This is a genomic window from Ideonella oryzae (genome assembly GCF_024055665.1).
Lineage (GTDB): Bacteria > Pseudomonadota > Gammaproteobacteria > Burkholderiales > Burkholderiaceae_C > Ideonella > Ideonella oryzae.
The window spans coordinates 239,696-257,281 of sequence record NZ_JAMXMC010000009.1 but is presented as its reverse complement, the minus strand read 5'-3'; the positions used below and the strand labels follow the sequence as shown (position 1 = coordinate 257,281).

General features: G+C 68.6%; 16 protein-coding genes. 9 read left to right on the top strand and 7 right to left on the bottom strand.

The genetic code is table 11. The features are described from left to right. Nucleotides 1-89: 89 nt before the first annotated feature. Together M0L44_RS16790 and trxC are read left to right on the top strand one after the other, a co-directional pair. The gene (locus M0L44_RS16790; protein ID WP_252770951.1) at nt 90-668 is read left to right on the top strand and encodes a hypothetical protein; all 579 of its coding nucleotides are present in this window, start codon (nt 90-92) and stop codon (nt 666-668) included. Nucleotides 669-735: 67 nt separating this feature from the next. Next, nucleotides 736-1,176 carry a thioredoxin TrxC gene (gene trxC, locus M0L44_RS16785; protein ID WP_252770950.1) on the top strand — a complete coding sequence of 147 codons (441 nt, stop codon included), beginning with the start codon at nt 736-738 and terminating at the stop codon, nt 1,174-1,176. Nucleotides 1,177-1,183: 7 nt separating this feature from the next. Here trxC and M0L44_RS16780 read toward each other — a convergent pair whose 3' ends face one another. From M0L44_RS16780 to M0L44_RS16770, 3 genes are read right to left on the bottom strand one after another with little or no spacing between them, the layout of a single operon-like run. Further along, nucleotides 1,184-3,046: an ABC transporter substrate-binding protein gene (locus M0L44_RS16780; protein WP_252770949.1), complete on the bottom strand. Its 1,863-nt coding sequence runs from the start codon at nt 3,044-3,046 to the stop codon at nt 1,184-1,186. Between the two features lie 4 nt (nt 3,047-3,050). Then, entirely contained in the window at nt 3,051-4,937 is a 1,887-nt protein-coding gene (locus M0L44_RS16775) for an ABC transporter substrate-binding protein (RefSeq protein WP_252770948.1), read from the bottom strand. Nucleotides 4,938-4,982: 45 nt separating this feature from the next. Beyond that, a complete protein-coding gene (locus M0L44_RS16770) occupies nt 4,983-6,809 on the bottom strand; it encodes an ABC transporter substrate-binding protein (protein ID WP_252770947.1) in 1,827 nt (608 codons plus the stop codon). 174 nt (nt 6,810-6,983) lie between these two features. Here M0L44_RS16770 and M0L44_RS16765 point away from each other — a divergent pair, with 174 nt between their 5' ends. The 3 genes from M0L44_RS16765 to M0L44_RS16755 are packed head-to-tail and all read left to right on the top strand — an operon-like array spanning nt 6,984 to nt 10,712. Next, nucleotides 6,984-7,922 (top strand): ABC transporter permease, encoded by a 939-nt coding sequence (locus M0L44_RS16765; RefSeq protein ID WP_252770946.1) that lies wholly within the window; start codon nt 6,984-6,986, stop codon nt 7,920-7,922. Continuing rightward, complete coding sequence (locus M0L44_RS16760; protein WP_252770945.1) at nt 7,919-8,980, top strand: ABC transporter permease; 1,062 nt, start codon at nt 7,919-7,921, stop codon at nt 8,978-8,980. Before M0L44_RS16765 ends, M0L44_RS16760 begins: the two co-directional genes overlap by 4 nt. A 4-nt stretch (nt 8,981-8,984) precedes the next feature. Next, nucleotides 8,985-10,712: an ABC transporter ATP-binding protein gene (locus tag M0L44_RS16755; RefSeq protein WP_252770944.1), complete on the top strand. Its 1,728-nt coding sequence runs from the start codon at nt 8,985-8,987 to the stop codon at nt 10,710-10,712. Nucleotides 10,713-10,737: 25 nt separating this feature from the next. Here M0L44_RS16755 and M0L44_RS16750 read toward each other — a convergent pair whose 3' ends face one another. After that, nucleotides 10,738-11,619, bottom strand: a complete 882-nt coding sequence (locus M0L44_RS16750) for a LysR family transcriptional regulator (RefSeq protein WP_252770943.1) — start codon at nt 11,617-11,619, stop codon at nt 10,738-10,740. Between the two features lie 89 nt (nt 11,620-11,708). Between M0L44_RS16750 and M0L44_RS16745 the strand changes: the two genes are divergently transcribed. Then, the gene (locus tag M0L44_RS16745) at nt 11,709-11,891 is read left to right on the top strand and encodes a hypothetical protein (protein WP_252770942.1); all 183 of its coding nucleotides are present in this window, start codon (nt 11,709-11,711) and stop codon (nt 11,889-11,891) included. Between the two features lie 106 nt (nt 11,892-11,997). Then, nucleotides 11,998-13,281, top strand: coding sequence for a solute carrier family 23 protein (locus tag M0L44_RS16740; RefSeq protein ID WP_252770941.1), 1,284 nt, complete (start codon nt 11,998-12,000; stop codon nt 13,279-13,281). A gap of 58 nt (nt 13,282-13,339) precedes the next feature. On the opposite strand, the gene M0L44_RS16735 is transcribed toward M0L44_RS16740, so the two are convergent. Together M0L44_RS16735 and M0L44_RS16730 are read right to left on the bottom strand one after the other, a co-directional pair. Further along, entirely contained in the window at nt 13,340-13,750 is a 411-nt protein-coding gene (locus M0L44_RS16735; protein ID WP_252770940.1) for a hypothetical protein, read from the bottom strand. Nucleotides 13,751-13,808: 58 nt separating this feature from the next. Continuing rightward, nucleotides 13,809-14,198 carry a TraR/DksA family transcriptional regulator gene (locus tag M0L44_RS16730; protein ID WP_252770939.1) on the bottom strand — a complete coding sequence of 130 codons (390 nt, stop codon included), beginning with the start codon at nt 14,196-14,198 and terminating at the stop codon, nt 13,809-13,811. A 110-nt stretch (nt 14,199-14,308) separates the two neighbouring features. Between M0L44_RS16730 and M0L44_RS16725 the strand changes: the two genes are divergently transcribed. After that, complete coding sequence (locus tag M0L44_RS16725; protein WP_252770938.1) at nt 14,309-15,526, top strand: NAD(P)/FAD-dependent oxidoreductase; 1,218 nt, start codon at nt 14,309-14,311, stop codon at nt 15,524-15,526. A 49-nt stretch (nt 15,527-15,575) separates the two neighbouring features. Here the strand turns inward: M0L44_RS16725 and M0L44_RS16720 are convergent, their stop codons facing one another. Then, nucleotides 15,576-16,673 carry an acyltransferase family protein gene (locus M0L44_RS16720; protein WP_252770937.1) on the bottom strand — a complete coding sequence of 366 codons (1,098 nt, stop codon included), beginning with the start codon at nt 16,671-16,673 and terminating at the stop codon, nt 15,576-15,578. Nucleotides 16,674-16,818: 145 nt separating this feature from the next. Here M0L44_RS16720 and M0L44_RS16715 point away from each other — a divergent pair, with 145 nt between their 5' ends. Continuing rightward, nucleotides 16,819-17,580 carry a class II glutamine amidotransferase gene (locus tag M0L44_RS16715; protein WP_252770985.1) on the top strand — a complete coding sequence of 254 codons (762 nt, stop codon included), beginning with the start codon at nt 16,819-16,821 and terminating at the stop codon, nt 17,578-17,580. The last annotated feature ends 6 nt before the right edge of the window (nt 17,581-17,586 follow it).

Sequence of the window (17,586 nt, the reverse complement as noted above, 5' to 3'; positions counted from 1 at the left end):
CCTCGGAGGCGAGGCCAAAATGTGATGGAATCAGTGCTGATCGATTCGATTCTTCGCTGGGTTCGGCAAAAGGTGATGTCGTGGGCTTGATGGCAGATGTTCCCGCGTGGTACTGGCAGGTGTTGGGCGCCGTGGGCGGCCTGGGCCTGGGCCTGTTCATCGGCGCGGTGAACCGCCGCAAGCCCAGCGACCCCCCGCCCACCCAGATTCAACCCCGGGCGGCCCGGCCAACGCAGCCAGCGGCTGCCCCGGTCGCTGCGGGTGCGAACGGTGAACCTCGGCTGGACGCCACGTCCCAGCGCCTGCTGGAACGCCTGCGCGAGGCCAATCTGGACCTGACCGCCCGCCTGCGCGCCGCCACCGACCAGCATGCGCGTGACCTGCTGGAGCGCAGCCAGCAGCAGCAGGCCGAGCAGCAGCGCCACGAGCGCCAGGTCGAGGAACTGCGCCAGACCCATGCCAACGAGCTCTCCCACCTGATGACCGACATGGTCGAGCAGGTGGATGCGATGCAGCGCGAGCACGTGGTCAAGCTGACGGCATTGCAGGACGAGATCGAGCAGCTCAAGCGCATCTCCCAGACCATCGTCGACCCGGTGACCATGCACATGGGTGGGGACATGCGGCCGGCCCCGCCGCCTGCTGCGCCCGTCCGCCCGCGGACCTGAGCTGCCGCCGTGTCGCCCTGAACGGCGAGGGCCTTGAAATACCAGGGCCCGTACCCATGTGCGCGGCATGAGCACCGACACCTCCGCCCGCACCCAGATGGTCTGCCCGCACTGCGGGGCGACCAACCGCATTCCCACCGAGCGCCTGGGTGACGACCCGGTGTGCGGCCGCTGCCAGCAGGCGCTGCTGGATGGACACCCGCTGGCCTTGACCGACGCCAGCTTCGACAAGGTGGTGGCGGGCAGCGGGCTGCCGGTGGTGGTGGATTTCTGGGCGCCCTGGTGCGGCCCCTGCCGAACGATGGCGCCGCAGTTCGAGGCGGCCGCGGACCACCTCAAGGGCCGGGTCCTCTTCGTCAAGGTCAACAGCGATGAGAACCCGCAACTCTCGGCCCGCTACGGCATTCGCAGCATTCCCACGCTGCTGAAGCTGCACGGTGGCCGCGAGGTGGACCGGGTGGCTGGCGCCATGCCGGCGGCCCAGGTGGCGGCCTGGGCGCAGCGCTGAGGCGGCCTCAGGCCCGGGCTGGCGCGGGCCCGATGTCCACGAAGTGCCACCACTCGTTCCAGAACGGCGGCCGGCGGTAGCCCTGCACCTCGGCGGCGGCCATGTCCGTCACATAGCGGTGCACATGGCATTTGTAGGGCGCGTACACGATGCCGATGCGCTGCGCCTGGCGGAACAGGGCCCAGCGCTCGGGTCCGTCGGGCAGGGCCTGCATCTTCAGGTAGAGGGCGTCGAACTCGGCGCTCTTGAAACGGGCCAGGTTGTCGCCGCCGATCTTGGGGCCGAACATCTGGCCCAGGCCGCTCTGACCGTCAAACTGGCTGGCCGAGGAGTTCACGAACCAGCTCATCAGCGAGCCGGCCTGGGCGGCCTTGAGGTTCTCGGGCCATTTGGCGGGTTCGATCACCCCGCGGATGCCGATGGCCTTCATGTTGCGCTGCCACAGCTCGTCGAGCGAACGGTAGAACTGGTCGGGCTGGGAGGCGCGGCGGATCAGCAGCGGTGAGCCATCGGGTTGTTCGCGCCAGCCATCGCCGTCGCGGTCCACATAGCCGTAGATGTCCAGCAGGGCCATGGCGCGCGCCGGGTCGTACTGCCCCATTTCGGAGCGGAAGTTCGGGTCGTAGCCGCTGGTGTTGGGCACCACGAGCGACTGGGCCGGCACGCCCTGGCCCTGGCGCACCAGGGCGATCTCGCGCGGGATGTCCATGGCCAGGTTCATGGCCCGGCGCAGGGCGATCTTCTCCGGCGTGTAGCCCCCCACCACCGGGTCTTCCATGTTGTACAGCGTCACGCCGATGTCCGGCGCCAGGCTGCGGTAGCCCTGGATGTGCTGATGGGCCAGGTTGGGCGCGACCCGACCGTTGGGCATGGCCAGGGTGGCGAACTCCTCGGGCACCCGCTCGATGAAGTTCTGCTGGCCGTTCAGGAAAGAGAGCCAGCGCGGTTGGCTCTCCTCGATGATGGACACCTCCACCCGGTCCACCATGGGCAGGCGCCGGCCCTTGAAGCGTGCCAGCAGGGCCTGGCCCTCGGCATCGTCGGGGGCGGGCTCGGCGTCGTAATGGCGCTCCCGGTACTCGGGGTTGCGCTCCAGCGTGATCAGCGAGCTGCGGCGCCACTGCACCAGCTTGAACGGACCGGTGCCCACCGGATGGCCCACGATGTCCTCGGGCCCGTAGAACTCCACCACCTCGCGGGCCACGGCACCGAACAGGTCGCTGCCGGTCAGCAGCTCGATCAGCCGCGGGCGGGCAGCGGCCACCTCCAGGCGCAGGGTGTGGCGGTCCAGCGCGCGCAGGCCGGGCACGATGCGGTCATAGTCGAAGGGCTGGCGCTTCTGCAGGGCTTCTTCGCGCGCTGCGGCCAGGCCGACGAAGCCGGCCTCCTCCAGGTCGCCCCAGGCCGGACTCTTGTTGGCCGGGTCGGCGAAGCGCTTGATGGCGTAGACGTAGTCCTCGGCCACCAGCTCGCGCCGTTGGCCCTTGAAGGCCGGGTCCGACATGAAGAAGATGCCCGGCTGCACGCGGATCACGAACACCCGGAAGTCGGGCGACACCTCGGGCAGCGCTGCGGCGGTCAGCGGCTTGATCTTGGGCGGACGCGCCAGGTGGTCGTAGGCGTACAGGCCCTCGAAGAGGTGTCCCGTGAGGATGCGCGAGTAGAGGTCCTGGATCTTGGCCGGGTCGAAGCCGGTCTCGGCTGCCTTGAAGGCATAGCGCAGGACCTTCGGGCCACTCACCGTCGCAGCGGTGGCGGTGGGTGTGGTGCCGGCCACCGCCGGCACGCAACTCAACAGGGGCGCGGCGCCGGTCAGGCCGGCGGCCTGCAGCCACTGGCGGCGGGTGGGCATGGGGCGTGTGTCGGACATGGGGTCAGGCCTTGCGGGTCAGCGAGGTGTCGATGTCGATGTACTGCCACCAGTTCTGCCAGAACACCCCGCGACGGTAGCCCAGCACCTCCGGGCGGGTGACGTCGGTCACGTAGCGGTGCAGGTGGAACTTGTAGGGTGCGTAGGTGACGGCGATGCGTTTGGCCTGGCGGAACAGGGCTTCACGTTCGGCACCGTCCGGGATCACCTGCATCCTGCGGTAGATCTCGTCGAAGGCTTCGTTCTTGAAGCGTGCATAGTCAGCGCTGCCCACCAAGGGGCTGTACAGGGAGGCCAGGGCCCCCTGACCATCGGGCGCGGTGGCCGACAGGCCCAAGCCCCAGAGCTGGTAGTTGCCAGCCTTGCAGGCCTTCAGGTTTTCCGGCCACTTGGCGCTCAGGAACTCGATCTGGATGCCGATCGCGTTCATGTTGCGTTGCCACAGTTCGTCGAGCTGGCGCGATTGACCGTCGGGCTGGGTGCGCTTGACCAGCTTGAGCGGTGAGCCATCGGGCCGCTCGCGCCAGCCGTCGCCGTTCTGGTCGGTGTAGCCGTGGATGTCCAGCAGGGCCTTCGCCCGGGCTGGGTCGTACTGGCCCATCTCGGAGCGGAAGTGAGGGTCGTAGCCCGTGGTGTTGGGCACCGTCATGCTCTGGGCCGGGATGCCCTGCCCGCGGCGCACCAGATCGATTTCGCGCGGGATGTCCAGTGCCAGATTGATGGCACGGCGCAGGGCGATCTTCTCGGGCGTGTAGCCGCCGATCACCGGGTCTTCCATGTTGTAGCTGGTCAGCACAATGTCCGACACCAGGGAGCGGTAGGCGCGCAGGCCCTGTTTGGACAGGTTGGGCGCCAGGTGTCCGCCCGGGATGACGATGCTCGCGAAATCCTCCGGCAGGCGCTCCAGGAAGTTGTGCTCGCCATTCAGGAAGGACAGCCAGCGCGGCTGGTTCTCCTCGATGATCGACACCTCCACCCCGTCCAGCATGGGCAAGCGTCGCCCCTTGAAGCGGGCCAGCAGGGCCTGGCCCTCGGCATCGTCCGCCGCAGGCTCTGCGTCGTAATAGCGTTCCCGGTAGTCGGGGTTGCGCTCCAGGGCGATCAGCGAGCTGCGCCGCCAGCGGGCCAGCCGGAAGGGGCCGGTGCCCACCGGGTGGCCCATGATCTCCTCGGGCCCATAGAACTCCACCACCTCGCGGGCCACGGCGCCCAAGGCATCTCCCACGGCCAGGGTCTCCACCAGCCGGGGCCGGCTCTGGCTCAGCTCGAAGCGCAGGGTGTAGCGGTCCAGGGCGCGCGCGCCCGGCACCACGCGGTCGTAGTCGAAGGGCTTGCGCGACTTCAAGGCCTCTTCGCGCAGGGCGTTCAGGCCGATGAAGTCCAGCTCCTCATAGTCGCCCCAGATGGGGCTCTTGTTGGCCGGGTCGGCGTGGCGCTTGAGGGCGTAGATGTAGTCCTCGGCCACCAGTTCGCGCTTCTTGCCCTTGAAGGCCGGGTCAGAAGAAAAGTAGATGCCCGGGCGCAGCCGGACCACGAAGACGCGGTAGTCGTTCGAGATCTCCGGCATGGCGGCGGCCGTGCAGGGCCTGATCTTGGCCGGCCTGGCCAGGTGGTCGTACTCGTACAGGCCTTCCAGGATGTTGGCGATGATCAGGTGCGAATACAGGTCGCTCACCTTGGCCGGGTCGAAGCCGGTTTCGGCCACCCGCAGGGCGTAGCGCAGGACCTTGGATGGGCGGCCGGCGCTGTCGCCGGGCCCGGCGACAGCCTCGGTGGATGTGCCGCCCAGCAGGGCACCGGCGCCGCCCAGGCTGGCGGCCTGCAGCCACTGCCGGCGTTCGCGGGAGGGAAGGGTGTCGGACGTGCGCGGGGACTGGGAAGGCTCGGACATGGACTCGGTCAGTTCAGGCAACGGTGTCAGGGTGGCACCAGGCCGTCAGTGCAGGGCGGCGGACTTCTTCTGGAGGTCCACGTCCACAAAGCGGCCGAAATCGAGGGCGAAGGGGTGGGTGCGGTAACCCAGCAGCCAGGGCTGGGACAGGTACAGACGGACGCGGTGCACATGCGGCTTGATCGGCATGTACACCGCCAGCAAGCTCTGGGCCTGGGTGATCAGCGCGTCGCGCTCGGGGCCGGGCGGCATCTGGTCGATTCGGCGCACCAGATCGTCGTAGGCCGGCAGCTTGAAGAAGGACAGGTTGTTGGCGCCAGCCTCGGGGCCAAAGGCCTCGTGCAGGTAGTCCGAGCCGTCGGGGGAGGTGGCGGTCTGACCCAGCATCCACATTTGCACGTTCCCGGCCTGGGCCAGCTTGAAGTTGTCGGGCCATTGCCCGGGCAGGAACTCCACGTGCAGACCCACGGCCTTCATGTACTTGCCCCAGAGCTCGTTGAACTGGCGGCTGCTCTCGTCGCTCTCGGTCGTGAAACGGATCACCAGCGGCTTGCCGTCCGGCTGGTCGCGCCAGCCGTCGCCGTCCTTGTCCACGTAGCCGTAGAGGTCCAGCAGGGCGCGGGCCTTGGCCGGGTCGTACTCGCTGAAGCCGAAGTTCTGCTTCGGGTCGTAGCCGTAGGTGTTGGGCACCAGCATGGTTTTGGCCGGGATGCCCAGGCCACGGCGCACCCGGTTGATCTCGGCCATGTTGTCGTAGGCCAGCGAGATGGCCCGTCGCAGCGCGATCTTCTCGGCGGTGTAGCCCCCCACCACCGGGTCGTTCATGTTGAAGTAGGTGTAAGTCTGGTCCGAACGCAGCACCCGCTCCAGCTGGATGCCCTGTTTGGTCAGGTTGGGCGCCAGATGGCCCCCCGGCACGGCGATGGGGGCGTAGTCCAGCGGGGTCATCACCAGGTCGAAATCCTTGGCCAGGAAGGACAGCCAGGTGGGCTGGGGCTGCTCGATGATGGCGAATTCCAGCCGGTCGATCATCGGCAGCTTGCGGCCCTTGAAGCGCGCCAGCAGGGCTTGCCCCGCGGCGTCGTCGGCGGCCGGGTGGGCGTCGTAGAAGTCGTCGCGATAGCCCGGGTTGCGCTCCAGCACGATCAGCGAGGAGCGGCGCCACTGGGCCAGGCGGAAGGGGCCGGTGCCCACCGGGTGGGCGTCCACGTCCTGGCCGTAGGCCTCCACCACCTCGTGCGCCATGGCACCGAAGCTGTTCGTGTTGGCCATGACCAGATCGAACAGCGGGTTGGGTCGCCCCAGCGTGACGCGCAGGGTGTAGCGGTCGGGCGTCTGCAGGCCGGCCACCGGGGTGTCGTAGTTGAAGGGGTGGCGGCTGTCCAGGGCCTTCTGGCGCAACTCCTCCAGGCCCAGCACGTGGTACTCGCGGTACTGGCTGTAGACAGGGCTCTTCCAACGCGGGTCGTAGTAGCGCTTGATCGCGTAGGCGTAGTCGGCCGCGGTCAGCTCGCGCTTCTGGCCCTTGAAGGCCGGATCGTCGGCGAAGTAGATGCCCGGGCGGATGCGCACTGTCCACACCGTGAAGTCGGCCGAGTGCTCGGGCGGCGCGGCCGCCGTGAGCGTTCGCAGCTCCGTCGGGCGGGCCAGGTAGTCGTAGGTCAGCGGCGCTTCGAGAATGTGCGCGACCACCTGGTTGGAATAGGTGTCGGAGATGCGTGCCGGATCGAAGCCGGTTTCGGCCGCCGGGAAGGCAAAACGCACCACCTTCGCGTCCGGGGGCACGGACGCGGGGGCTTCGGCGGACTGGGCCGCGGGCATCAGCGAGAGGGCCAGGCTTGTGGCCCGCACCAGGGTTCGAATCCAGCCCATGTGCCGCTGTTCCGAGTTGCAAAGCGCTCGAGTCTATCCGCCCCAAGAGGAGGGATGACGCTGGCACAGGGTTTGCGTTAGGGAGGCCCCAGATCGCGCCCCGCCTACACTCGCGCATTCTTCAGCCTGGCTCGGTGGCCACAAGCCGCCCCGCCTCAACCCTGTCGTCTCTCTATGCTTGCCTACCTGATACGGCGCCTGTGGCAGATGGTGCCGACCCTCCTCGGGGTGGTCCTGCTGGTGTTCGTCCTCTTCAAGTTCTTCGGCAGCGACCCTGCCGTCATCCTGGCGGGGCAGAACGCCACCCAGGCGCAGATCGCCGCGATCCGGCAGGAACTGGGACTGGATCAGCCCTGGTGGTTCCAGCTGTGGATCTTCGTCAAGCAGATCGCGACCTTCGACTGGGGCAAGAGCTGGGCGACCAGCGAGCCGGTGGCCCACCTGTTCGCCAGCCGCCTGCCGGCCACGCTGACGGTGATGGTGCCCATCCTGATCCTGGACTCGCTGCTGGCCATTCCGGTGGCCCTGGGCGTGGCCTATGTGCGGGGCTCGCTGACCGACCGCACCATCATGGTGGTGACCACGGTGGCGCTGTCGATCTCCTTCCTGGTCTATGTGATCGTCGGGCAGTACGTGTTTGGCTTCCAGCTCGGCTGGTTCCCGGTGCAAGGCTGGAGCGACTCGACCTGGACCAACCTGGTGCAGTACGTGCCGCTGCCGCTACTGCTGGCGGTGGCCGTGGGCCTGGCCCCGCAAACGCGGCTTTACCGCACCTTCTTCCTGGATGAGCTGGGGCAGGACTACGTGCGCACCGCGCGGGCCAAGGGCCTGGGCGAGGGCGCGGTGCTGTTCAAGCATGTGCTGCGCAACGCGATGATCCCCATCCTGACCAACGTGGGCCTGGCGCTGCCGGGCATCTTCGTCGGCTCCTTCCTGATCGAGGTCTTCTTCTCCATCCCCGGCCTGGGCCGCGAGGTGCTGCTGGCGGTCAACCGCAGCGACTACCCCGTCATCCAGGCGGCCACCGTCTACCTGGCGGTGCTGACGATGCTGATCAATCTGGGCACGGACCTGCTGTACAAGCTGGTTGACCCGCGGGTGGTGCTGAAATGAGTGCAGTGATCCAACAAGTGGCCGGCGCGGCGCCGGCAGGTGCGCCTCTGCGTTCCGAAGGCGTCTGGCAGGCGGCCTGGCGGCGGTTCCGCAAGGACCGGGTGGGCGTGGTGTCGCTGGTGGTGGTGGCGGCTTTCCTGCTGCTGATCCTGCTGTCGGCCACCGGGTTGGTGGCTGGCGGCTGGCAGAACGAGGTGGCCGTGCCCAATGCCCCGCCCACGGTGATGGGTGCCCGTGCGGCGGACCCATCCCAGCCCAAGGCCGAGGACCTGGCCCCCAATGTGGACCTGGCGGACATCGACCCGCTGGCGCCGCGCTATGCCGAGTGGGCCGAGCGCGCCAAGCAGTACCACGCCGTCGAGACCCCCAAGGCCGACACCCTGCCGCTGGGCGCCGACCGCCTGGGCCGCAACGTGCTGGACAAGGCGATCAAGGGCACGCAGGTCTCGGTCTTCGTCGGTGTGCTGGCCGCGTTGGTGGCCACGCTGGTGGGCACCGCGCTGGGCGCCTTCGCCGGCTTCTTCGGCGGCAAGGTGGGCGACTTCCTGGAGTGGCTCTACAACGTCTTCACCGCCATTCCCTACATCCTGCTGATCTTCGCCTTCGCGGCGGTGCTGGGCCGGGGCATCGGCACCGTGGTGCTGATCCTGGGCCTGACCGGCTGGACCGACCTGTACCGCCAGGTGCGCGCCGAGTTCATGAAGCACCGGGCGCGCGAGTACGTGCGGGCGGCCGAGGCCATCGGTGCCTCGTCGATGTCGCGCATCTTCCGCCACATCCTGCCCAACGTCAGCCACGTGATCCTGGTGCGCATGTCGCTGCTGGTGGTGGGCTTCATCAAGAGCGAGGTGATTCTGTCCTACCTGGGCCTGGGGGTGCCGGTGGACCAGGTCAGCTGGGGCACCATGCTGGCCGAGGCCCAGGCCGAGCTGATCCTGGGCTACTGGTGGCAGCTGGCCACCGCCACCGTCTTCATGGCGGTGTTCGTGACGGCCTTCTCGCTGATGGCCGATGCCTGGCGCGATGCGCTGGACCCGAAGCTGCGCGGCCTGGAGTGATGCGATGAGCGCGAACAACGAGACGAACATGCTGCTGTCCATCCAGGACCTCAAGGTGGCCTTCCGCATGGGCCAGGTCAACGGCCAGGAACAGCTGGCCGAGGCGGTGGGGCGGGGGGCTCAGACGGTGAGCTTCGACGTGCCGGCCAACAGCACGGTGGCCCTGGTGGGCGAGTCGGGCTCGGGCAAGAGCGTGACCGCCATGTCCATCCTGAACCTGCTGCCGGACAACGCCCGGCGCAGCGGCCGCATCCTCTGGCAGGGCCAGGACCTGCTGCAGGCCAGCACGGCGCGGCTGCGGGCCCTGCGCGGGCGCGAGATCGCCTGCGTCTTCCAGGACCCGATGAGCTCGCTCAACCCGGTGTTCACCATCGGCCAGCAGCTGATGGAGCCGCTGCAGCTGCACCTGGGCATGGGTGCCAAGGCGGCGCTGGAGAAGGCCGAGGCCCTGTTGGCCGAGGTGGGCATTCCCGAGCCCAAGCGGCGCCTGAAAGCCTATCCGCACGAGTTGTCCGGTGGGCAGCAGCAGCGGGTGATGATCGCGATGGCCCTGGCCTGCGAGCCCAAGCTGCTGATCGCCGACGAGCCCACCACCGCGCTGGACGTGACCATCCAGCGCCAGGTGATCGAGCTGCTGGCGAGCTTGAAGGCCAAGCACGGCCTGTCGGTGCTGTTCATCAGCCACGACCTGGGCCTGGTGGGTGAGATTGCCGACCAGGTGGTGGTGATGCGCCACGGCACCATCCGCGAAACCGGCCCTTCGGCGCAGATCTTCAGTGCCCCGAAGGACGCCTACACCGAGGCCCTGCTTGCCTGCCGGCCCAGCCTGGAGCACAACCCGGCCCGGTTGATGGTGATCGACGACCACATCGCCGGCCGTGACGCCGACACCTCGCGCGTGCGGGCCAAGGATCCGGACGCGCCGGTGGTGCTGGAGGTCAAGTCCCTGGCCAAGAGCTTCCACTTCAAGACCGGGCTGTTCGGCCAGCGCGAGTTCCGCGCGGTGCGTGACGTCAACTTCAAGTTGAAGCGCGGCCACACCCTGGGCGTGGTGGGCGAATCGGGCTCGGGAAAGACGACCATGGGCCTGACCCTGCTGCGCCTGCACGAGCCGACGAGCGGCGAGGTGATCTTCGACGGCCAGGACCTGCTCAAGCTCAAGCCGGCCGAATGGCAGCAGATGCGTCGGCGCATCCAGATCGTCTTCCAGAACCCCTATGCCTCGCTGAACCCGCGTTTCACCGTGGGCCAGGCCCTGATCGAGCCGATGACCATCCACGGCATCGGGGTGGACGCGGCCGAGCGCGAGCAGCGCGCCCGCGAACTGCTGGTCAAGGTGGGGCTGGATGCCAGCGCCTTCGGCAAGTACCCGCACGAGTTCTCGGGCGGCCAGCGCCAGCGGGTGGCCATTGCCCGCTGCCTGACGCTCAACCCCGAGGTGCTGGTGCTCGACGAGTCCGTCAGCGCGCTGGACGTGTCGGTGCAGGCCCAGGTGCTCAACCTGCTCAAGGACCTGCAGGACGAGCTGGGCCTGTCCTACATCTTCATCAGCCACGACCTGGCGGTGGTGCGCTTCATCTCCGACGAGGTGCTGGTGATGAAGGACGGCGAGGTGGTCGAGCAGGCCAGCGCCGAGGACATCCTGCACCACCCGAAGCAGGACTACACCCGCCGCCTGATCGGCGCGGTGCCCAAGGGCTGGCAGGCGGCCGAGACGGCGCCCGCGGCCTGAGCGCAGCCCTGGCCCGAGCCCCCGCTCAGTCGGGGGTGAGCAGCTGCAGCACCGCCCGGGTGGGGGCGTCCAGCAGGGCCGGCGGCCGGTGCGCCAGACCCAGGCGCCGCACCAGTGGCGGCGCCAGCGGCCGCACCACCACGCCATCCGGCAGCGGCGTGTTTTCGCCGCGCTCGAGCGGCAGCACGGCCGCGCCGTAGCCGGCGGCCACCAGGCTCTTCATCGCCTCGGTGTAGTTCAGCTCGATGCGCGCGCGCGGGTGGTGGCCGGCCTGGGCGAACCAGGCCGCGGTCAGCCGGTGCATCTGGGTGCTGCCGTCGTTGGCCACCAGCGGCCGCTCGGCCAGCCAGGCGGGCGTCACTGTCTCCGGCACCGTCCAACCGGCGGGCAGCCAGGCCATCATCGCGTCCTCGCGCCAGGGCTGGACCACCAGCTCGCCCTGGGGCGGCAGCGGCAGGGCGACGATGCCCAGCTCCAGCTGCCCGGCCAGCAGCCGCTCCAGCGTCTGCTGCGAGCCCAGGATGCTCAGCTCCACCTCCACCTCCGGTCTGTGCTGGGCCAGCCGGGCCAGCACCGCGGGCAGCTGGTGCACCACCACGCCGCTGGAGGTGCCCAGGCGCACCTTGCCGGCCCGGCCTTCGGCCACCCGGCGGGCCCGGGCCACCGCCTCGTCCAGCTCGCGCAGCAGGCGCCGGGCGTCTTCCACCAGGGCCAGCCCCGCGGGCGTGGGCCGCGCACCTTTGCGGTCGCGCAGCAGCAGGGCCATGCCCAGGCGGGTCTCCAGCTCGTGGATGTGCAGGCTCACCGTGGGCGGGGCCAGGTGCAGGGCCTGGGCGGCCGCGGCCAGGGTGCCCAGGTCGGCAATGGCCACCAGGGTCTGCAGCTGGTCCAGGCTGAGGTTTCTCATCAGGTTTCCTGAATGAATTCGTCAGAACATTCAACTTTCCAGATGTTAAACGCCGGCGGAGCATGGCGCCTTCCTCACGGGAGCCCGCCATGTCCACGCTTCTTCGCACTTTCCTCCATGCCCTGCGCCGCTGGCTGCCGGTCGCCAGGCCCGGGCTGCCCACGCAGGCCCGCGAGCTGCGGGACCTGGGCCTGGGCGATGGCGAGCTGGGCTACTGGCTGCGCCAGGGCGGCACCCCGCGCCGTCTGGTCGACGAGCCCGGCCAGGACTGAGCCTGCTGGCCGCGAGGGGGCGGCCTCTCCTACACTGGTCGGTGGTCCGCGGCGTGGCCGCGCACTCTTTTCTCACCCGACCCCCGAACAACAGCGAGGAGATCGCATGTCCCTGATTCCCCAATGGCGCGAGGTGCCGGCCGAACCCGGCCGCGTCGTCGCCCCCGATGAACGCCTGTCCTGGCCGCAGACCGCGGTGATGGGCATGCAGCACGTGATCGCCATGTTCGGCGCCACGGTGCTGGCCCCGATCCTGATGGGCTTCGATCCCAATGTGGCGATCCTGATGTCGGGCATCGGCACCCTGATCTTCTTCCTGATCGTCGGCGGCAAGGTGCCCAGCTACCTGGGCTCGTCCTTCGCCTTCATCGGCGTGGTGATCGCCGCCACCGGCTTTGCCGGCGGCGGGGCCAATGCCAACATCGGCGTGGCGCTGGGCGGCATCATCGTCTGCGGGGCGGTCTACGCGCTGATCGGCGCGGTGGTGATGGGCGTGGGCACGGCCTGGGTCGAGCGCCTGATGCCACCGGTGGTCACCGGCGCGGTGGTGGCGGTCATCGGCCTGAACCTGGCGGGCGTGCCGATCAAGAACATGGCGCCCACCGAGTTCGACAAGTGGATGCAGGGCATCACCGTGCTGTGCGTGGGCCTGGTGGCCGTGCGCACCTCGGGCCTGCTGCAGCGTCTGCTGATTCTGGCCGGCCTGATCCTGGCCAGCGTGGTCTATGCCGTGCTGACCAACGGCCTGGGTCTGGGCAAGCCGCTGGACTTCAGCGGCGTGGCGAACGCCGCCTGGATCGGCCTTCCGCATTTCGCCAGCCCGGTGTTCACCGGCTCGGCGGCACTGCTGATCGCGCCGGTGGCGCTGATCCTGGTGGCCGAGAACCTGGGCCATATCAAGGCGGTCAGCGCGATGACCGGCCGCAACCTGGATGGCTCCATGGGCCGCGCCTTCATCGGCGACGGTGTGGCCACCATGGTGTCCGGCGCGGTGGGTGGCACCGGCGTGACGACCTATGCCGAGAACATCGGCGTGATGGCGGCGACCAAGATCTACTCGACCGCCAACTTCGTGTTCGCGGCCCTGCTGGCCATCGTGCTGGGCTTCTCGCCCAAGTTCGGCGCGCTGATCCAGACCATCCCGCTGGCGGTGATGGGCGGCGTGTCCATCGTGGTGTTCGGCCTGATCGCCGTCTCGGGCGCCAAGATCTGGGTCGACAACAAGGTCGACTTCACCGACAACCGCAACCTGATGGTGGCGGCGGTGACGCTGGTGCTGGGCACCGGTGACTACACGCTGCACTTCGGGGGCTTTGCGCTGGGCGGCATCGGCACCGCCACCTTCGGCGCCATCCTGTTGCACGCCCTGCTGGGCGGCAAGAAGGGTTGATGGCGTCAACCGGTCGGCCCCGGCCCCTCCCGGGGCGGCCGACCGGTGCCGGCAGGGCTCAGCGCCCGCCGGCCTTGCCTGCCATGTTGTCGAACTTGTGGAAGTAGCGGCGGGCCAGGGCCACCACCTGGCCATCGGTCGGGTGGTCGGCCTTCTCGCTGCCGACGACGGTCTTGGCCACGGCCGGCAGGTGTTTGGCCAGCCACTCCTTGAACTCTTCGTGCATGCGGGCCGGGCCGAGCACCAGCACCTCGTGCGAGCCTTCCAGGGCTTGCGCGATGGCACCGAAGTATTCGGCGGCTTCCTTTTCGGTCATGCCGGCGTGGTGGCTGTCCTTCTGCAACTGGCCGGCCGGGCGCTGGTGGTGGCTGCGCGACTTGACGCGCTCGGCCTGCATCGACTCCGTGTCGAAGTGCATCACGTGGGCTTCCTTCTGGTCCATCCAGACGACGGCGTGGTAAGTACTCATGGGGTTCTCTCCTCGTTGATTGAAACAGTCGGTTCGGTCGACTCGTTCGGGGCCTGATTCACAGGCGGGGCGGGGTGGATTGGCCCTGTTCCATCTCGCGCTCGCAGGCGACGCAATGGCGGGTCCAGGGCTTGGCCTGCAGGCGCGGCATGCCGATGGCTTCACCACAGGCGCTGCACAGGCCGAAGCCCGGGTTTTCCAACCGCTGCAGTGCATCGCGCACGCGCTCCAGTTCGCCATGGGCCTGGCTGGTGCGCTGCAGGGCCACCGCGCGGTCGGCTTCGCGCTGAACGCCGCCTTCACGGCTTTCGTCCAGCAACTCGGCTGCGGCGGCCACACGGCCGCCCTCGCCCTCCTGGGCGGCGATTTCCTCCTCCAGCGTGGCCATGCGGGCAATCAGCAAGGCGGCCAGTTCTGCCCGTTGGGCGGTGGTCAGTGCGGTGCTCATGTCAGTCTCCTTCTGTCCTCATGGTGCGTGCTCCCAAGGGTATTCATCTTGATGCCCGTCAAGCTGGCGGCGGGTCGTCCCGGCGGTGGGGGCCTCCCTACAATGGCGCCATGACCCTGCCTGCGAGTTGTGATGTGCTGGTGGTCGGCGCCGGTCCTGCCGGCTCGGCCTGTGCCCAGGTGCTGGCGCGTGCCGGCCAGCGGGTGTGCCTGGTGGACCAGCAGTCCTTTCCGCGCGAGAAGGTGTGTGGCGATGGCCTGATCCCGGATGCCCATGCGGCGCTGGTCCGTCTGGGCGTGGCCGAGGCCGTGGCCGCCCGGGCCCATCCGGTGGAGCGGGTGGCCTGCATCGGCCCGCGCGGCGGCCGGGTGGAGGTGCCGGGGCGGCTGGCGGTGCTGCCGCGGCGCGAGCTCGACCAGATCCTGCTGGAGGCCGCCATGGCGGCCGGCGCGGATTTCCAGGCCCCCTGGCGCTTTGAAGGCCTGCTGGCGGACACCCAGGGACGCACCCAGGGCGCCACGCTGCGCCAGGGCGATGCGGTGCACGAGGCGGCGGCCCGCTGGGTGGTGCTGGCCACGGGGGCCGTGCCCCAGGCTTTGCTGGCCGCCGGTCTGTGCCGGCGGCGTGTGCCCAGCGGTGTGGCGCTGCGGGGCTATATCCGACACCCGGCCATGGCGGCACGTCTGCAGGCCATGGAGGTGGTCTGGCACCGCAGCCTGCGGCCGGGTTATGGCTGGATCTTTCCCGGGCCGGACGGGGTCTTCAACATCGGTGTGGGCATTGCCCACAGCCACAGCACCCTGGTGGACGGGCGCAGTGCCAAGCAGGACGTGAACCTGCGTGCGGTGTTCGACGCCTTCTGCCGCCACCACCCGTCTGCGCGCGAGCTGGTGCAGGGCGGCGAGTGGGTGGGCGAGCTCAAGGGCGCGCCGCTGCGCTGTACGCTGGAAGGCGCGCACTGGAGCGCGCCCGGTGTGCTGGTGGCCGGTGAGGCCGCGGGCAGCACCTACTCCTTCACTGGCGAGGGCATCGGCAAGGCGCTGGAGACCGGCATCCTGGCTGCGGAGGCCCTGGTGACAGGGGGCGACGAGGCCGTTGTGCGTCAGCGCTACGAGGCGGCGCTGTCCGCGCTCAAGCCGCGCTTTGACCTGTACGAGAAGGCCAACCGGATCAATGCCCACCCCTGGCTGGCCGATCTGGTGATCTGGCGCGCCCGCCACAGCGCCGGCCTGCGTCGGCGCATGGCCGGCGTGCTCGACGAAACCTCCAACCCGGCCAAGCTGGTCAGCGCGGCTGGGCTGCTGCGCTTGCTGCTGCCGATGCGCTGACCCAGGCAGGAGGCCGCCGAGCCCCTTTGCGCATCGGGCTCGTGCTGCCTCAGCGGGGTGAGCGCCGAAGGGGATGGGCCAGGGCGCGGGCACGTGCGACGACCGTGTTTTTCAGGCGCAAGGCCGGCTGTTCGATCCCATGCCACGAAAGCGCTGCAAGCGACAGGGTGACGATCGTCGAAACCGCCATCATGGCCGGAACAGAGACATGGGGGATCAGCGCGGCCACCGACTGCTGGACGGGAAAGGCATAGATGTAGATGCCGTAGGAATAGTCGCCCACGCGGTTGTATTTCCGGATCCAGCCCGATGGCACGTAGGCCAGATAAAACAAGATGTACGGCAGGCAAAGAAGATAGGTCGGGAAGAAGAACCGCCCGTGCAGGGCTGTCGCGACCACCAGGGCCAGTGCGGCAAGAAAGACGGGGCGGGAGAGCTGAATTCGCGCGCGAAGCACGAAGAAGGCAGCGCCGCTGAAAAACATGAAGAACAGCTGCGGGAAGGGCGTCGTCTCATTCAGCAGCCCGTAGTGGCCGGCCAGGACCTGGGCTCCCGAGAACAGCGCGGACAGGACCAGAAGAAGTCGGAGTGCGCCTGCGCGATGGCGCTGTATCACGGACAGGGCAATCCAGGTGGACACCAGGATGAGGTACATCGCCACCTCATTGGGAAGGGTCCAGAGAGAGCCGTTGACCGAGTTGTCGTAGGGGTTGCCGGTGAAGACGCCGGGCAATTCGAAGGCCACGCCGCGAACGAGCGTCAGGCACTTGGCGAAGTACTTGTAGGTTCGCAGATCGGTGAGGTAGTCCCGCCAGGACAGGGTGGTGAAACTCAGGCCGATGACGAACACCGAAAACAGCAGCATCACCAAGAGGCCGGGAAATATCCGGAGAACCCGCGCCACGATGAATTCGAGGCTGTCCTGCTTGGTCAGGAGGCTGGCGGTGACGAGGAATCCGCTGGTCAGGAAGAAGATGTCGACCGCGATCGAGCCCAGCGTCATGCCCAGGGTCTGCCGCAGCGGCTCCGCGTCACCTGTCCCCAGGGCCAGCGCGAAGCTGTGCGTGACCAGAACGGCATACGCGGCCGCGATGCGGATCAGGTTGAAGTTGTTGTCGCGCCCCTGGGACAGATCGGTGAGCTTCATGGCAGCGTTGGGCAAGGACCTGGGCTCCCAGGATGGACGGCTGGGCCAGTGTGGCTGATGTTGTGCGAATTCAGCCCGGGGTGCCTGTTCAAAGCGCAGGCTGCAGGCATAAAGTCCACATCCTTGACTAGACGGGAGTTTCCAAATCTGCCAACTGCTGGGCATGAACGCCAACACCCCCACCGATGTCATGTTCAGCTTCACCGGCCTGGCCTGCCGCGCCGAGGAGCACAAGGACGGCTTTGGCATCGGCTTCTTCGAGGACAAGGGCGTGCGCCTGTTCGTGGATCACCACAGCGCCCGCCAGTCACCGGTGGCCGAGCTGGTCAAGGGCTACCCGATCCACAGCGAGAACGTCATCGCCCACATCCGCAAGGCCACGCAGGGCCGGGTGGCGCTGGAGAACACCCACCCCTTCCAGCGCGAGCTCTGGGGGCGCTACTGGGTGTTCGCCCACAACGGCAACCTGGTGGATTTCCACCCGCGTCTGCATGGCGCTTTCCGCCCCGTGGGGGACACCGACAGCGAGCGTGCCTTCTGCTGGCTGATGCAGGAACTGGCCAAGGCCCATGCGGGCGTGCCGGCCATCGACGAGCTGTCCTGCACCCTGGCCGAGCTGATGCCGCAGCTGCACCGCCACGGCACCTTCAACATGCTGCTGTCCAACGGCCAGGCGCTGTGGGCGCACTGCTCCACCCACCTGCACTGGGTCGAGCGCCGCCATCCCTTCGGCGCCGCCCGCCTGCGCGACGAGGACCTGAGCGTGGACTTCGCCCACCTGACGACGCCACAGGACCGGGTGGCGGTGATCGCCACCGAACCGCTGACCCAGGACGAGACCTGGACCCCGTTCGCCAGCGGTGAACTGCGGGTCTTCGCGCAGGGGCGCAGCCAGCCGGTGTGCTGAGCCGGG

What these genes read in the sequence shown, in the direction of transcription:
- M0L44_RS16780 (WP_252770949.1), bottom strand. Translation starts at nt 3,046, where the DNA reads ATGTCCGACACACGCCCCATGCCCACCCGCCGCCAGTGGCTGCAGGCC.
- M0L44_RS16755 (WP_252770944.1), top strand. Translation starts at nt 8,985, where the DNA reads ATGAGCGCGAACAACGAGACGAACATGCTGCTGTCCATCCAGGACCTC.
- M0L44_RS16725 (WP_252770938.1), top strand. Translation starts at nt 14,309, where the DNA reads ATGACCCTGCCTGCGAGTTGTGATGTGCTGGTGGTCGGCGCCGGTCCT.
- M0L44_RS16720 (WP_252770937.1), bottom strand. Translation starts at nt 16,673, where the DNA reads ATGAAGCTCACCGATCTGTCCCAGGGGCGCGACAACAACTTCAACCTG.
- M0L44_RS16760 (WP_252770945.1), top strand. Translation starts at nt 7,919, where the DNA reads ATGAGTGCAGTGATCCAACAAGTGGCCGGCGCGGCGCCGGCAGGTGCG.
- M0L44_RS16770 (WP_252770947.1), bottom strand. Translation starts at nt 6,809, where the DNA reads ATGGGCTGGATTCGAACCCTGGTGCGGGCCACAAGCCTGGCCCTCTCG.
- M0L44_RS16745 (WP_252770942.1), top strand. Translation starts at nt 11,709, where the DNA reads ATGTCCACGCTTCTTCGCACTTTCCTCCATGCCCTGCGCCGCTGGCTG.
- trxC (WP_252770950.1), top strand. Translation starts at nt 736, where the DNA reads ATGAGCACCGACACCTCCGCCCGCACCCAGATGGTCTGCCCGCACTGC.
- M0L44_RS16775 (WP_252770948.1), bottom strand. Translation starts at nt 4,937, where the DNA reads ATGTCCGAGCCTTCCCAGTCCCCGCGCACGTCCGACACCCTTCCCTCC.
- M0L44_RS16740 (WP_252770941.1), top strand. Translation starts at nt 11,998, where the DNA reads ATGTCCCTGATTCCCCAATGGCGCGAGGTGCCGGCCGAACCCGGCCGC.
- M0L44_RS16765 (WP_252770946.1), top strand. Translation starts at nt 6,984, where the DNA reads ATGCTTGCCTACCTGATACGGCGCCTGTGGCAGATGGTGCCGACCCTC.
- M0L44_RS16790 (WP_252770951.1), top strand. Translation starts at nt 90, where the DNA reads ATGGCAGATGTTCCCGCGTGGTACTGGCAGGTGTTGGGCGCCGTGGGC.
- M0L44_RS16735 (WP_252770940.1), bottom strand. Translation starts at nt 13,750, where the DNA reads ATGAGTACTTACCACGCCGTCGTCTGGATGGACCAGAAGGAAGCCCAC.
- M0L44_RS16730 (WP_252770939.1), bottom strand. Translation starts at nt 14,198, where the DNA reads ATGAGCACCGCACTGACCACCGCCCAACGGGCAGAACTGGCCGCCTTG.
- M0L44_RS16750 (WP_252770943.1), bottom strand. Translation starts at nt 11,619, where the DNA reads ATGAGAAACCTCAGCCTGGACCAGCTGCAGACCCTGGTGGCCATTGCC.